The organism is Streptomyces sp. R302 (genome assembly GCF_012927245.1).
GTDB lineage: Bacteria > Actinomycetota > Actinomycetes > Streptomycetales > Streptomycetaceae > Streptomyces.
In genome coordinates this window covers 136,787-150,649 of record NZ_JABBGE010000010.1, presented here as the reverse complement: position 1 = coordinate 150,649, position 13,863 = coordinate 136,787, and the positions used below count along the sequence as shown (strand labels likewise).

The following is a 13,863-nucleotide window of genomic DNA, read 5'->3' as shown; positions in this document are numbered from 1 at the left end:
TGTGCGCGGGTCAGTTGTGAGAGCCGGGCGTCCGCCTCCGTGAGGGAACGGGGGGAGGCGGACGCCCGGCCGCCTGATCCGGAGCCGAACCCGCAGGTCAGCGCGGTGAGTTCGGTACGGATCCGAGCCCGGGCGCCGTCGGCCTCAGCCCCTTCGCCGCACCCTCCGCCCGCCCGCGCGCCACCGCCGCGAGCGCCGCGTCACCGATCGCGTCGGCCAGCCGGGCCCGCCCCAGCCAGTTGTACGGGCTGTCCGGGCGCAGCCCGTCCCGCTCGCTCAGCAGCAGCCGGGCCCGGTCGTGCTCCCCGGCGGCGAGCGCCGATTCGAGGAGCGTCCGCTGGACGGCGTCCCGCTGGGCGTGGCTGCCGCCGAAGACCTGGATCCTGCGCCGCAGCGGCCACAGCAGCTCCACCACGGCGGCGTGGTCACCGCGCCCCTGCGCCACCAGCGCCTCGCAGACCGGGAGTCCGACCTCGGCCGTCATGGCGTGGTTGGAGAGGGTACGCCGGTCCCCCTCGCCCTCTCCCTCGGCCAGCCACCGGCGGCGGTCGGCCACCAGCGCCTCCGCCTCCGCGATCCGGCCGGCCCCCACGTACGCCATCACGGCGTGGGCGTCGTTGAAGGCGTAGAACGGCGGATCGGCCCGCGCGGCCCAGGCGTCGGCGAGCCGCGCCCAGCGCTCCGGCTCCTCCCGGCCCGCGAGCCGCAGACGCCACAACAGCGCGGCGGCGTCCAGGAGTTCCATGGCGAGCCCGGCCGACTCCTCGTGGTGGACGGCCGCGTCGTAGACGCGCAGCGCGGTCTCCTCCGCGCCCGCCTCCAGGGCGTACAGCGCGTAGTGCCACCAGTTGTGCACCGTCAGGTAGTTGCCGCGCGCCCAGTCGTCCGCGCGGCCGTCGAGGAAGGCGACGCCCTCGGCGACCCTGCCCTGCATCTCGTACACATGGGTCACCGCGTGCACCGCCCACACGTCCCTCGGATGCCGCTCCACCGCCGCGAGGCCCGTCTCCTCCGCGCGCCGGTAGTGGCCCGACTCCTCCAGACCGAAGGCGTACATGCCGAGCAGCGGCCCCCGGTGCTCGTCGGCCCTCCCCCACGCCGACAGGGCGCCGCCGATCCGGTCCCGCAGCCGGACGGCGTCCCCGGTGAGGAAGTCCAGCTGGTGCCCGGCGAAGAGCGCGAGGACGTCTCTCGGGTACGCGAGGGACAGCTCCTCCAGGAGGTCGCCCGCCCCGTGCAGGTTCCCGGCGAGACAGGCGCCGGCGGCGGCCAGGTGCAGCCGCTCGCGCGCGGGCAGCGCGGAGGTGTCGCAGTCGGCGAGGAAGCGCTCGAAGCGGGTCCGGGCCTCCGCGGCGCCGGTGTGCTCGGTGCCGAGCACCCCCAGATAGGCGGCGAAGGCCTGGGCGTCGGGCGAGCCGGGGCTCGCCGCGAGGGCGTCCTCGACGGCCGGGGCCACCTCGGGCCGGAAGAAGAGCAGGGCCTCCACGGCCCGGTCCAGATGGGCGGCCCCCTCGGGGGTGCAGGCGTACAGGGTGTTGCCGTAGCGGTCGGTCGCCAACGCGGATCCTCACCTCGGTTCCTCGGATGCTGCCGGATGCTGCCGGATGCTGCCGGATGCTGCCGGATGCTGCCGGGAGCGTGCCCCACCGGCTCCCGTGCCACTCCGCCCGGCGGCATGATCCACTGTTCCCCGCACGACAGCACGCAGCACGCAGCACGCAGCACGCAGCACGAGGAGAGTGAACGTTCATGTCGGTCGCCGACGACGCCGCCGTCCGGGTCCGTCCGGTCCGGAAGGACGACTTCGACCAGTGGCGCGCCCTGTACCGGGGCTACGCCGCGTTCTACCGGGTCGAGCAGAGCGAGGAGGCCGCGGCGCTCGTCTGGTCGTGGCTCCACGACCCCGGCCACGAGGTGGAGGGGCTGGTGGCGGAGGGCTCCGACGGACGCCTTGTGGGACTCGCGCACTTCCGGGCCTTCGCCCGGCCGCTGTCCGCGTCGGTGGGCGGCTGGCTCGACGACCTGTTCGTGGACCCGGCGAGCCGCGGCACCGGCGCCGCCGACGCCCTGCTCGCCGCGCTGCGCGGAATCGGCGCGGAGCGCGGCTGGAGCGTCGTCCGCTGGATCACGGCCGACGACAACCACCGCGCCCGCTCCAAGTACGACCAGGTGGCCACGCGCACGATGTGGATCACGTACGACATGGCCCCGGAGGCCTGAGAACAGGCCCTAGCGGAGTTCCTCGGCGACGATCGCCGCGGCGGCGGCCACGAGTTCGTCGACGCCCTTCGCCGCCCGGTCGAACCGGGTGGTGAGGACGGCGAGGAGGATCGGGCCGCCGTCCGGCGGCCAGGTGACCGCGACGTCGTTGTTGCCGCCGTAATCGCCGCCGCCGGTCTTGTCGGCGACGGTCCAGTCCGCCGGGAGGCCCTTGCGGAAGCGGGCGTCGCTGGTGGTGTTGCGGAGCAGCCAGTCGGTGAGGAGGCCGCGGTCTGCGGGGGCGAGGGCGCGGCCGAGGACGAGCCTGCCGTAGGTGCGGGCGATGGCGCGCGGGGTGGTGGTGTCGGTGATCCGCCACGGCTCGGCGGAGTTCAACTCGGGCTCCCAGCGGTCGAGCCGGGTGACCGGGTCGCCGAGGGAGCGGGCGAAGCGGGTGACGGCGGTGGGGCCGCCGAGCTCGCGCAGCAGGAGGTTGGCGGCGGTGTTGTCGCTGAACCGGATGGCCGCGTCGCAGAGTTCGGCGACTGTCAGGCCGCCCGCGACGTTCTCCGCCCGCTCGGTCACCGGGGACCAGCCGGAGCGCTCGACGTAGTCGGCGGTGTAGTGGAGGCGGCGGGCCAGGAAGGCGCCGTCGTGGTCCAGGTCGCGCAGGACGGCCGCGGCGGCGAGGGTCTTGAAGACCGAGCACATCGGGAAGCGTTCGCGGTCCCGGTGGGCGATCGTGCGGCCGGTGCGCACGTCGTGGGCGTGGACGCCGAGGCGGGCGTCGTACCGCTCCTCCAGGGCACGTAGGCGGGCGGCGATCCGGTCCTCGGCCGGGCCGGACGGCCGGCCCGCGGCGTGGGCGGTGCCGGCGCCGGCGAGGCCGAGGGTGGTGAGCGCCGTCGCGGCGCCGAGGGTGAGCGCGGTCCGGCGGGAGGCGCCGGGGTTCTGGGGATGCACGGACGTCCCTTCGCGGGCGATCGTCGGCGATCGCGGGTGATCGTTTCCGCAGTGCACCACGCGGGACCGGCGGGGTTCGGTTCCGACACCCCGGGTCGCCTGACGGTACGTGATTCCGGTTCCACTGTCCGATCATGAGGTCGGAGCGCAGTGCTCCGCGCGTGATGAAAGGGCACGCATGCCCCAGCGCGGGGGCACGGGGAGCGCCGAGCAGCCGGCCCGGGACGCGGTGCTGCCGCTGCCGACCGCGTACCACCGGCTGCGGACGCCGGTCCACGAGTGCCTGGTGGGGCGACGACAACGGTGTCGACCGGCTCGTCGCGCCGCTGCGCCGGGGCGCTGGCGCCGTCGTCCACGAGCCCACCGATCTCGGAGCCGTCATGCGAACGCGGCCGCGACCGCCCGCGAGTGATCGGTATACACGAATACTGACCGTCTTGATACCCCACCGGGTATCCTGGCGAGGGGGTGACGACGAGAAGGAGGCGGCCGTGCAGGTCGACGAAGAGGCCATGGCGCCCGTGCTGAACCGTCTGCGGCGGGCCCAGGGACAGCTGGCCGGGGTGATCGCGATGGTCGAGGCGGGCCGCGACTGCAAGGACGTCGTGACCCAACTCGCCGCCGTCTCCCGGGCCCTGGACCGGGCCGGATTCAAGATCGTGGCGAGCGGGATGCGCCAGTGCCTGTCCGAGGAGCCGGCCGGCGGCCCGCCGATGACGGAGGCGGAACTGGAGAAACTCTTCCTCGCCCTGGCGTAGGGCCACGCCGCCCGACCCCGCAGCCCGCAGCCCGCAGCCCGTCGCCTCGTGTCCGCGCGACGGGGTCGGGCGGCCGTCGCGCCTCCTATGCTGATCAGGTACGGAATCACCAGGCCAGGCATGGCGCACGGACAAAGGGGCACCCCGCTCGATGAGCCCGAAGCAGCAGCGCGGAGAAGTCACCGTCGACCGCGTCCTCGACGCCGCGCTCGACCTCTACGCGCGCGAGGGGGAGGCGGGGCTCACCGTCGCCGCCCTCACCCGGGTGAGCGGTGTCAGCACCGGCAGCGTCTACCACCACTTCGGCAATCTCCACGGAGTCGTCTCCGCGCTCGCCCTGCGCTGGCTCGGCCGTCTCCTGGGCGAGTTGGGCACCGCCCTGCTCTCCCACCAGGACGCGCGCTCCGGCATCGAGGCGGTCGTCCACGCCTATATGGACTTCGTCCGCACGGAGCCGGCCGCCTCCCGCCTCCTGCACTCCCCCTTCGCGGACCAGGAGGGCACCGCCCGCGCCGCCGAGATCCGCGACAACCAGGAGGCCCGGCTCACCCCCATCGAGCACTGGCTCGACGCCCACCGCGCGGCGGGCGAGCTGGCGGACCTCCCCACCCCGGTCATCGAGGGCCTCGTCCTGGGCCCGGTCGTCGCCATGGCCCGCCGCTGGCTCACCCTCGGCGACGTCGACCTCGAGGAGGCGAGCCGACTCCTCCCCGACCGGATCTGGCGCGCGGTCGGCCCCTGACGGCGGCCGGCCCGGGGGTCAGCGGGGTCCGCCCCCGCCGGGCGGGGCGGGCGGGACCGGCGCCGGGGACGCTCCGTCCGTGGTGCCCGGGCCGATGCGGAGCTCGAAGTCGCCGTCGTACCGCTGGTGTCCGGCGATGACCGCGACCCCGACGACCTCCTCGCCGACCTGGCCGCGCACGATCAGCGGATCCTCCCGCAGGTCCCGCATGAGGGCCACGCACATGCCGATCATGACGAGCACGAACGGGGCGGCGACCAGGATCGTCAGGTTCTGCAGGCCCGCCAGGGCGTCGCCCTGCCCGTCGCCGATGAGCAGCATGATCGCGGCGACGGCGCCGGTCAGCACACCCCAGAAGACCACCACCGGTCGCGTCGGCTCCATCGCGCCGCGCTGCGACAGGGTGCCCATGACGATGGAGGCGGCGTCCGCGCCGGAGACGAAGAAGATCGCGACGAGGACCATCACGAGCAGGCTCATCGCTCCGGTCATCGGGAACTCCTGGAGCAGCCCGAAGAGCTGCCCCTCCGGCGTCGTCTCCCCCGCGAGCTCCCCCTGCTCGCTCAGCCGCATCGCCGTGCCACCGAAGATCGCGAACCAGACCAGGCTGACCGCGCTCGGCACCAGGATGACGCCGCCGATGAACTGACGGATCGTCCGGCCCCGGCTGATCCGGGCGATGAACATGCCGACGAAGGGCGTCCAGGAGATCCACCACGCCCAGTAGAAGACCGTCCAGCTGCCCAGCCAGTCGTGGATGTTCTCGCCGCTGGTGGCCTCGGTGCGGCCGGCCAGCTGCGGCAGGTCGCCGATGTACGCGGCGATCGAGGTCGGCAGCAGGTCGAGGACGATGATCGTGGGTCCGGCGACGAAGACGAACAGGGCGAGCAGCAGCGCGAGCACCATGTTGATGTTGGACAGCCACTGGATGCCCTTCTCCACGCCGGAGACGGCGGAGAGCACGAAGGCGACGGTGAGCACGGCGATGATGCCGACCAGCAGGCCCGTGCCGGTCTTCGCCATCCAGTCCAGCTCCTCCACGCCGCTGCCGATCTGGAGCGCGCCGAGCCCCAGCGAGGCGGCGGAGCCGAAGAGGGTGGCGAAGATGGCGAGGATGTCGATGACCCGGCCCGGCCCGCCGAGCGCCCGGCGCGCGCCCATGAGCGGCACGAAGACGGCGCTGATCGTCTGCCGGCGCCGGCGCCGGAAGGTGGAGTAGGCGATGGCGAGGCCGACGACGGCGTAGATCGCCCACGGGTGGAGCGTCCAGTGGAAGAGCGTGGTGGCCATCGCCGTCTCCATCCGCTCGGCGGAGTCGGCCGGGGAGGTGCCGGGCGGCGGGGTGCCGTAGTGGGCGAGCGGTTCGCTCACCCCGTAGAACATCAGGCCGATGCCCATGCCGGCGCTGAACATCATGGCGATCCAGGAGACCGTGCGGAACTCCGGCCCCTCGCCCTCCTGTCCGAGCGTGATCCGGCCGTACCGGCTGATGGCCAGCCAGAGCGCGAAGACGACGAAGCCGGAGGCGGCGAGCATGAACGCCCAGCCGCCGTCCCGGATCAGACCGTCGAGGAGGCTGCTGGAGACCGACTCCAGGCTGTCGGTGGCCGTCGCGCCCCAGACGACGAACGCGAGGGTGAGGACGGCGGTGACGCCGAAGACGACCGGGTCGGTACGGGCGGGATGCCGGTGGCGGAGATCGGGCAGGTCCGCCGTCACCGGCAGCACACCCCTCCCGCCCCCACCCCTGCCGCTCCCACCCCTGCCGCGCTCTCCCCCGCCGCCCGCACCCGGATCCTGTCCGACATTCGCCATCTACGACCCCTTTCCCCGCCGAACGGGGCACACGCCATATGTCCTGCTAAGGCAGTACCACAGGCGGGGCTCAACTCCGTGGACCAACAGCCCTGGTGACTCCTGGACACCACCGGGAGGGGATGGTTAGGTTAGCCTTACCTAAAAGTCGATCGAGGAGAGTCTCCGTGCGCGTCGCCCCCTCCCCCGCCCTGCCCCAGCAGACCGCCGCGGAACAGGTCCGCTCCGTGCTGGCCAGGGCCATCTCCCTCTCCCTCACCCTCGACGGCCAGACCTACGACCTCCTCGGCGCCCACACCGTCGGCGCCCGCGGCCGGATCACCCTCCACCCGCCCGCCGACACCCCCCTGGCCGACCACCTCGCCCGCGCCCCGCTCGGCGGCCTCGACGCCCGCATCGACCTCACCGACATCGCCCCGACCGCCCTGCGCGACCGGGTCCGCGCCCGCGTCACCCTCACCGGACGGCTCGCCCCCGCCACCCCCGGCGACCTCGGCTCGCTCCGCCTCGACCTCGCCGGCGTCGCCCTGCGCACCGGGACCGGGACCCAGGAGATCGCCCCCGGCGCGTACACCCTCGCCGCACCCGACCCGCTCGCGCTCGAAGAGGCCGCCCTCCTCACCCACCTCGCCGACGCCCACGCCGACCTCGTCTCCGACCTCGTCGTCCTCGCCGGCTCCCGCCTCCCCCACGGCGTCGTCCGCGCCCTCCCCCTCGCCATCGACCGGCACGCCGTCTCGCTGCGCTGCGAGTACGGCGAGGGCCACTGCGACCTCCGCCTCCTCTTCCCCGGCGAGGCCCGCGACGCCGCCGAGGCCGGCGACATGGTCCGCCGGCTGCTCACCGCCCCGCGCTGCGCCCACCACCACGACCACCACTGACCCGCCCCACCCTGCGGAAACCGCACACACGCGCGGACGCGTCCCCTCCCGCATGGACCAGATCACGCACGGATTCCGCCAGCTCCTGCGCTTCGCCCTCCTGGAGGCGCGCTGCTGCGCCTTCGCCGTGGCGCTCGTCGGCGGCATCGCCGTCTCCGCGCTGTTGCCCGAGCTGCCCGTCGCCCGCTACGACCTGCTCCTCGGCTACGGGATCCTGCTCACCGTGCTGGCCTGGCGGGTCGGCTGGGACAGCGGGCGGGACGTCGTGGTCATCGCCGTCTGCCACCTCATCGGCCTGGTCTTCGAACTGGTCAAGGTCCGCATGGGCTCCTGGAGCTACCCCGAGGACGCGGTCACCAAGTTCGGCGGCGTCCCCCTCTACGGCGGCTTCCTGTACGCGGCCGTCGGCAGCTACGTCTGCCGCGCCTGGCGCCTCTTCGACCTGCGGATCACCGGCTACCGGCCCCGGATCATGGCGGTCCTCGCCGGCGCGGTCTACCTCAACTTCTTCAGCCACCACTGGCTGCCCGACGCCCGCTGGTTCCTGGCCGGGCTGCTGCTCCTCGCCACCGCCGGCACCTGGGTCCGCTTCCGGGTCGGCGAGGAGGACCACCGGATGCCGCTGGCCCTCTCCTTCGTCCTCATCGGCTTCTTCCTCTGGATCGCCGAGAACGCCGCCACCTACGTCGGCGCCTGGAGCTACCCCGACCAGCTCGACGGCTGGCAGCCCGTCTCCGTCGCCAAGTTCGGCGCCTGGGCGCTCCTCATCTCCGTCACCTTCGTCCTCGTCTACCGGACGGGCTCCTCGCCCCGGCGGATGCCGAGCGTGGCCAGCAGGTCCTCGTGAAGCTCCATCCAGACGGTGTGGCAGGAGTCGGCGCGCGGACGGTCCACCCAGGACAGCTCGCCGCGCTTCACCCGGGCGAGCGCGCCGGTGAAGCGCTCCCCATAGCCGCCGAAGCGCGGCAGCAGGGCGGAGAGCTCGCCCGAGAGGGTGTCGATGACCCCGCCGAGCACGGTCAGCTCGTCGAGGACGCGCCGGTCCCAGACCGGGTCCCCGTGGGTGTTGACGGCGAGGCGCCCACCGCCGTCGGGCCGTAGCTGCCAGTCGGTGCAGGCCGTGAGACAGCGGGCGTTGTACGCCAGGAAGGTCGCGTACCGCTCCCGTACGAACGCCTCGTGCCCGGACCCGGCCAGCTCCTCGGCCAGCAGCCGCTCCCCCTCGGCCCGTCCCCGGTCGGTCAGGCTCCAGCCCGAGGTGCCGGCGAAGGAGGACCGGGTGACCCGCCCGTAGGCCTGGAGGTCGAGCAGCAGCTCGCCCACGGCCTCCGGATCGAGCCCGAAGCGTGCCGCGGCCTCCTCCCCGGTGGTCATGCCCCGCAGCCGTACGGCGTGCAGGACGAGGAGCTCGGGAGCGGAGGGGATCGCGGGTGTCGCCATGGAGGAGAGCCTAGGCAACCCCGGGGGCGGCCGGGGCGTCCTCCCGGGCAGGAAACCCCACGACCGGGCAGCGAGGGCGCCACCCGAAAGGGACACGGATGGGTAACGGACGGGGCGAACGGGATCCCACACCTTGTCAGTGCAATTTCACATTACTATGTTACGGGTCACATTCCGGCCGCTCTGGCTGTCCGACCGCTCTTCCGCTCTCCTCGGAGTGACCCATGAACAAGCGCACCCACACCCTGGCCATCGCCCTGGTGTCGACCCTGACCCTCGGCCTCGCGGCCTGCTCCGGCGGCTCGTCCGGCGGAAAGACCGGAGGCCCCGACCGGAAGAACCCCGCCGCCGCCAACGCCGGAGCGACCATCGGCGGCACCCCGCAGCGGGGCGGCACCCTCACCGTCCTGTCCAACCAGGACTTCTCCCACCTCGACCCGGCCCGCAACTGGGTCATGCCCGACATGGACTTCGGCACCCGGCTGCTCTACCGCACCCTCGTCACCTACCGGGCGGCGCCCGGCGCCCAGGGCAGCGAGCTCGTCCCCGACCTCGCCGAGGACCTCGGCACCCCGTCCAACGGCGCCAAGACCTGGACCTTCCGCCTCAAGCCCGGCCTGAAGTACGAGGACGGCACCCCGATCACCGCCCAGGACATCAAGCACAACGTCGAGCGGTCCTTCTCCCCCGACCTGCCCGGCGGCCCCGACTACGCCGCCCGCTACCTGGCGGGCGCCGAGGGCTACCAGGGCCCCGCCCAGGGCAGGCACCTCGACTCGGTGAAGACCCCCGACGCCCGCACGATCGTCTTCGAACTCCACAAGCCCTTCGCCGAGTTCCCCTTCGCGGCCACCCTGCCGACCTTCGCCCCGGTGCCGCCGAAGCAGGACAAGGGCCCCCAGTACGACAACCGCCCGTTCTCCTCGGGGCCGTACAAGATCGAGAGCTACGCCCGCGACAAGCAGATGGTCCTCGTCCGCAACACCCACTGGGACCCGAAGAGCGACTCCGTCCGCAAGGCGTACCCGGACCGGATCGTCGTCACCATGGGCCTCAAGGGCAACCAGGTCGACGACCGCCTCATCACCTCCTCCGGCGCCGACGCCTCCGCGATCTCCTGGGCCCAGCTCCGCCCGGAGTCCCTCTCCAAGGTCCTCACCGTGGCCGACGTGAAGGCCCGGCTGCTCGCCGAGTCCAGCAGCTGCACCGAGATGCTCCAGATGCACACCGGCCGCGCCCCCTTCGACGACCTGAAGGTCCGCCAGGCCGTCCAGTGGGCCCTCGACCGGGAGTCGATCGTCACCGCCGCCGGCGGACCGGCCGTCACCGACGCCTCCAGCGCCGCCATGCCCGGCGCCCTCTTCGCCGGCGGCAAGCAGCCCGACACCCTGAAGATCCCGCTCGCCGGCGACCCGGAGAAGGCCAAGAGCCTGCTGAAGGAGGCCGGGAAGCCCGACGGCTTCGCCACCCGCCTGACCGTCTCCACCGGCGACAAGGCCATCGGCGAGGCCGTCCAGCAGGCCCTCGGCAAGGCCGGCATCAAGGTGACCATCGACACCGTCGACCCGTCCGCCTTCTACGACACCATCGGCGACACCAAGAACCGCACCGACCTCGTCTACACCGGCTGGTGTCCCGACTTCCCCTCCGGCACCACCTTCCTCCCCTTCGTCTTCGACGGCCGCTACATCAAGGAGAAGGGCAACTCCGGCAACCACTCCCTCTTCAAGGACGACGCCACCATGAAGCGGATGGACGAGATCGCCGCCATGACCGACGGCGCCGCCGCCAACAAGGCCTGGCAGGAGCTCGACGCGCGGATCCTCGCCCAGGCCCCGGTCGCCCCCGCCGCCACGAAGCGCCGCTCCCTCCTCGTCGGCACCAACGTCGCCGGCGCCTACGGCCACACCTCCTGGGGCGGCCAGATCGACTACGCGACCGTCGGTCTCAAGGACCCGTCGAAGAGCACGAACTGAGGACTGAGGGACGACGCCCCGATGACCACGACCACACCCACGTCCCAGCCCCAACCCGACCCCGAGCCCGACCCCGTCCCCACGTCCTCGTCCCCGCCCTCCTCCGCGGCGACCGCCATCGCCGCCGCTCCGGTCCACCCGGCCGACGGCGCCTGGCGGCTCGTCCGCGCGGAGCTGGGCCGCCGCGCCTCGCTCAAGGTCGCGCTCGCCGTCGTCGTCCTCTTCGCGGTGATGACGGCCGCCGCCCCGCTGATCAGCGCACTGGGCGGCTGGGGCCCGGAGGAGTTCGACAAGTCCGCCGTCGACCCGTACCTCGGCGGACTGCCGATCGGGCCGCTCGGCGGCGTCTCCGCCGAGCACTGGCTCGGCGTCGAACCCGTCACCGGCCGCGACCTGTTCGCCCGCGTCGTGCACGGCGCCCAGGTCTCCCTCCTCATCGCCTTCGCCGCCACCGCGATCGTCGTCCTCGCCGGCACCACCGCCGGCATCGCCGCCGGCTACTTCGGCGGCCGCACCGACACGGTCCTCTCCCGGCTGATGGACCTCACGATGTCCTTCCCCTCCCTCATCTTCATGATCGCGATGATGTCGGTGGCCAGGGACGTCGACCGGATCCTGCTCATGACCCTCGTCATCGGCCTCTTCGGCTGGCCCGGCGTCGCCCGGGTCGTCCGCGGCCAGACCCTCTCCCTCAAGCACCGCGAGTACGTCGACGCCGCCCGCGTCGGCGGCTCCGGACCCTGGCGGATCCTCGCCCGCGACATCCTCCCGGGCGTCGCCGGGCCGGTCATCGCGTACACCACGCTGATGGTCCCCGGCATGATCGCCACCGAGGCCGCGCTGAGCTACCTCGGCGTCGGGGTCCGCCCGCCGACCCCGTCCTGGGGCCAGATGATCGCCGAGAGCGTCGCCTACTACGACACGGACCCCATGTACTTCCTCGTCCCGAGCCTCTGCCTCTTCCTCACCGTGCTCGCCTTCACCCTCCTCGGCGACGCGCTGCGCGACGTCCTCGACCCCCGGGGGAGCCGTACGTGATCCTCTACCTCGGCCGCCGGCTCCTCGGGATGCTCGGCGTCCTCCTCGCCATCGCCGCCGTCACCTTCACGATCTTCTACGTCCTCCCCTCCGACCCGGCCGCCGCCGCCTGCGGCAAGGCGTGCAGCGACGAACGCCTGGAGGCGATCCGCGCGAACATGGGCCTGGACGCCCCCGTCTGGCGGCAGTTCGCCGACTTCGTCACCGGCATCTTCACCGGCCGCACCATGGGCACCGGCCAGTACGCCCTGCACTGCGACTTCCCCTGCCTCGGCTACTCGTACGAGAACAGCGAGGGCGTCTGGGACCTGCTCGTCGACCGGCTTCCCGTCTCCGCCTCGCTCGCGGTCGGCGCCGCCGCCCTCTGGCTGGCCCTCGGCCTGACGGCCGGCGTCACCGCCGCCCTCCGCAAGGACAGCCTCACCGACCGGGCCCTCATGGTCGGCGCCGTCGCCGCCGCCTCCCTGCCCGTCTACTTCACCTCCGTCCTCCTCATCTACGGACTGATCCGGCTCACCGGCCTGCTGCCGTACCCGAGTTACGTCCCTTTCACCTCCGACCCGCTGTCCTGGGCGACCAACCTGCTGCTACCCTGGCTGGCCCTCGCGATCCTGTACGCCGCCATGTACGCCCGGCAGAGCCGCGGCGCCATGATCGAGTCCATGGCGGAGCCGTACATCCGCACCGCCCGCGCCAAGGGACTGCCGCGCCGCACGGTCGTCGTCAAGCACGGACTGCGGGCCGGCCTGACGCCCGTCCTCACCATCTTCGGCATGGACCTCGGCGGACTCCTCGCCGGCGCCGTCATCACCGAGTCCCTCTTCGGACTCCCCGGCATCGGCCGCCTCTTCTACGGCGCCCTCACCACCGGCGACCAGCCCGTCATCCTCGGCGTGACGCTCCTTGCGGCCACCTTCATCGTCGTCGCCAACCTCGCCGTGGACCTGCTGTACGCCGTCGTCGACCCGCGAGTGAGGTACTGATGGCCGACCCCGCCCCGCTCCTGTCCGTCCGGGACCTCAGCGTCACCTTCCCGACCCCGCGCGGCCCCGTCCGGGCCGTGGACTCCCTCTCCTTCGACGTCCCGCACGGCCGCACCCTCGGCATCGTCGGCGAGTCCGGCTCCGGCAAGTCCGTGACCTCGCTCGCCGTCATGGGCCTCCACACCGGCGCCGAGGTCACCGGCTCCGTGACCCTCGACGGCCGCGAACTCGTCGGCCTCCCCGACCAGGAGCTCAACCGGCTCCGCGGCCGGCGGATGGCGATGATCTTCCAGGACCCGCTCTCCAGCCTCCACCCGTACTACACGGTCGGCGAGCAGATCGCCGAGCACCACCGCGTCCACTTCGGCACCCGCAGGGCCGCCGCCCGCGCCCGCGCCGTCGAGGCGCTGGCGGAGGTCGGCATCCCGGAGCCGAAGCGGCGGGTGGGCGAGTACCCCCACCAGTTCTCCGGCGGCATGCGCCAACGCGTCATGATCGCCATGGCGCTCGTCTGCGAACCCGACCTCCTCATCGCCGACGAACCGACCACCGCGCTCGACGTCACCGTCCAGGCCCAGATCCTCGACCTGCTCGCCCGCCTCCAGCAGGAGCGCCGGCTCTCCGTCGTCATGATCACCCATGACCTGGGCGTGGTGGCCCGCGTCGCCCACGAGGTCCTCGTCATGTACGGCGGCCGAGCCGCCGAACAGGCCCCGGTGGACGCCCTGTTCGCCGCCCCCGCGCACCCGTACACCCGAGGCCTCCTCGACTCGCTCCCCCGCCTCGACGACCCCGACGACGTACCGCTCCGCGCCATCCCCGGCACCCCGCCGTCCCTCCTCGCCCCCGCCCCCGGCTGCGCCTTCGCACCCCGCTGCGCCCGCGCGGCGGCGGGCACGCCGGAGGAACGGGACCGGTGCGCGACCGAACGCCCGACGCTCGCCGCGGTCGACGCGCACGACGCGGTCGACGCGGTCGACGGCCGCACCGCGGCCTGCCACTTCGCGGCCTCCCCGGCCGCCTCGTCCGAAGGGATCACCCCGTGAGCACGACGCCCCCTCCCGGTAC

At 73.1% G+C, this 13,863-nt stretch carries 13 protein-coding genes; 9 read left to right on the top strand and 4 right to left on the bottom strand.

Going from position 1 to position 13,863, the window contains the following annotated elements; translation table 11 throughout:
• Nucleotides 1-97 precede the first annotated feature (97 nt).
• Entirely contained in the window at nt 98-1,558 is a 1,461-nt protein-coding gene (locus tag HHL19_RS29150) for a tetratricopeptide repeat protein (RefSeq protein ID WP_169093355.1), read from the bottom strand.
• A 191-nt stretch (nt 1,559-1,749) separates the two neighbouring features.
• Here HHL19_RS29150 and HHL19_RS29145 point away from each other — a divergent pair, with 191 nt between their 5' ends.
• Nucleotides 1,750-2,220 (top strand): GNAT family N-acetyltransferase, encoded by a 471-nt coding sequence (locus HHL19_RS29145; RefSeq protein WP_169093354.1) that lies wholly within the window; start codon nt 1,750-1,752, stop codon nt 2,218-2,220.
• Nucleotides 2,221-2,229: 9 nt separating this feature from the next.
• Here HHL19_RS29145 and bla read toward each other — a convergent pair whose 3' ends face one another.
• Nucleotides 2,230-3,162, bottom strand: a complete 933-nt coding sequence (bla, locus tag HHL19_RS29140; protein WP_346768538.1) for a class A beta-lactamase — start codon at nt 3,160-3,162, stop codon at nt 2,230-2,232.
• 512 nt (nt 3,163-3,674) lie between these two features.
• On the opposite strand from bla, the gene HHL19_RS29135 reads away from it, so the two are divergent.
• Nucleotides 3,675-3,920: a metal-sensitive transcriptional regulator gene (locus HHL19_RS29135; RefSeq protein WP_206325785.1), complete on the top strand. Its 246-nt coding sequence runs from the start codon at nt 3,675-3,677 to the stop codon at nt 3,918-3,920.
• Nucleotides 3,921-4,071: 151 nt separating this feature from the next.
• Nucleotides 4,072-4,662, top strand: a complete 591-nt coding sequence (locus HHL19_RS29130) for a TetR/AcrR family transcriptional regulator (RefSeq protein WP_169093352.1) — start codon at nt 4,072-4,074, stop codon at nt 4,660-4,662.
• A gap of 18 nt (nt 4,663-4,680) precedes the next feature.
• On the opposite strand, the gene HHL19_RS29125 is transcribed toward HHL19_RS29130, so the two are convergent.
• Nucleotides 4,681-6,381 (bottom strand): BCCT family transporter, encoded by a 1,701-nt coding sequence (locus HHL19_RS29125; RefSeq protein ID WP_169093351.1) that lies wholly within the window; start codon nt 6,379-6,381, stop codon nt 4,681-4,683.
• A 263-nt stretch (nt 6,382-6,644) separates the two neighbouring features.
• Between HHL19_RS29125 and HHL19_RS29120 the strand changes: the two genes are divergently transcribed.
• Nucleotides 6,645-7,358, top strand: a complete 714-nt coding sequence (locus tag HHL19_RS29120) for a DUF2470 domain-containing protein (RefSeq protein WP_169093350.1) — start codon at nt 6,645-6,647, stop codon at nt 7,356-7,358.
• 52 nt (nt 7,359-7,410) lie between these two features.
• Nucleotides 7,411-8,205, top strand: a complete 795-nt coding sequence (locus HHL19_RS29115; protein WP_169093349.1) for a DUF817 domain-containing protein — start codon at nt 7,411-7,413, stop codon at nt 8,203-8,205.
• Here HHL19_RS29115 and HHL19_RS29110 read toward each other — a convergent pair.
• The gene (locus HHL19_RS29110) at nt 8,148-8,798 is read right to left on the bottom strand and encodes a transcriptional regulator (protein ID WP_169093348.1); all 651 of its coding nucleotides are present in this window, start codon (nt 8,796-8,798) and stop codon (nt 8,148-8,150) included. The two genes, HHL19_RS29115 and HHL19_RS29110, sit on opposite strands and share 58 nt — an antisense overlap.
• Before the next feature lie 224 nt (nt 8,799-9,022).
• Here HHL19_RS29110 and HHL19_RS29105 point away from each other — a divergent pair, with 224 nt between their 5' ends.
• Genes HHL19_RS29105 through HHL19_RS29090 form a run of 4 tightly spaced genes read left to right on the top strand, consistent with a single transcriptional unit; the run spans nt 9,023 to nt 13,841 of the window.
• Nucleotides 9,023-10,774, top strand: coding sequence for an ABC transporter substrate-binding protein (locus HHL19_RS29105; protein WP_169093347.1), 1,752 nt, complete (start codon nt 9,023-9,025; stop codon nt 10,772-10,774).
• A 21-nt stretch (nt 10,775-10,795) separates the two neighbouring features.
• Nucleotides 10,796-11,812: an ABC transporter permease gene (locus HHL19_RS29100; protein WP_346768539.1), complete on the top strand. Its 1,017-nt coding sequence runs from the start codon at nt 10,796-10,798 to the stop codon at nt 11,810-11,812.
• Nucleotides 11,809-12,795: an ABC transporter permease gene (locus HHL19_RS29095; protein WP_169093346.1), complete on the top strand. Its 987-nt coding sequence runs from the start codon at nt 11,809-11,811 to the stop codon at nt 12,793-12,795. The genes HHL19_RS29100 and HHL19_RS29095 overlap by 4 nt, the downstream gene beginning before the upstream one ends.
• Nucleotides 12,795-13,841, top strand: coding sequence for an ABC transporter ATP-binding protein (locus HHL19_RS29090; RefSeq protein WP_169093345.1), 1,047 nt, complete (start codon nt 12,795-12,797; stop codon nt 13,839-13,841). Before HHL19_RS29095 ends, HHL19_RS29090 begins: the two co-directional genes overlap by 1 nt.
• The last annotated feature ends 22 nt before the right edge of the window (nt 13,842-13,863 follow it).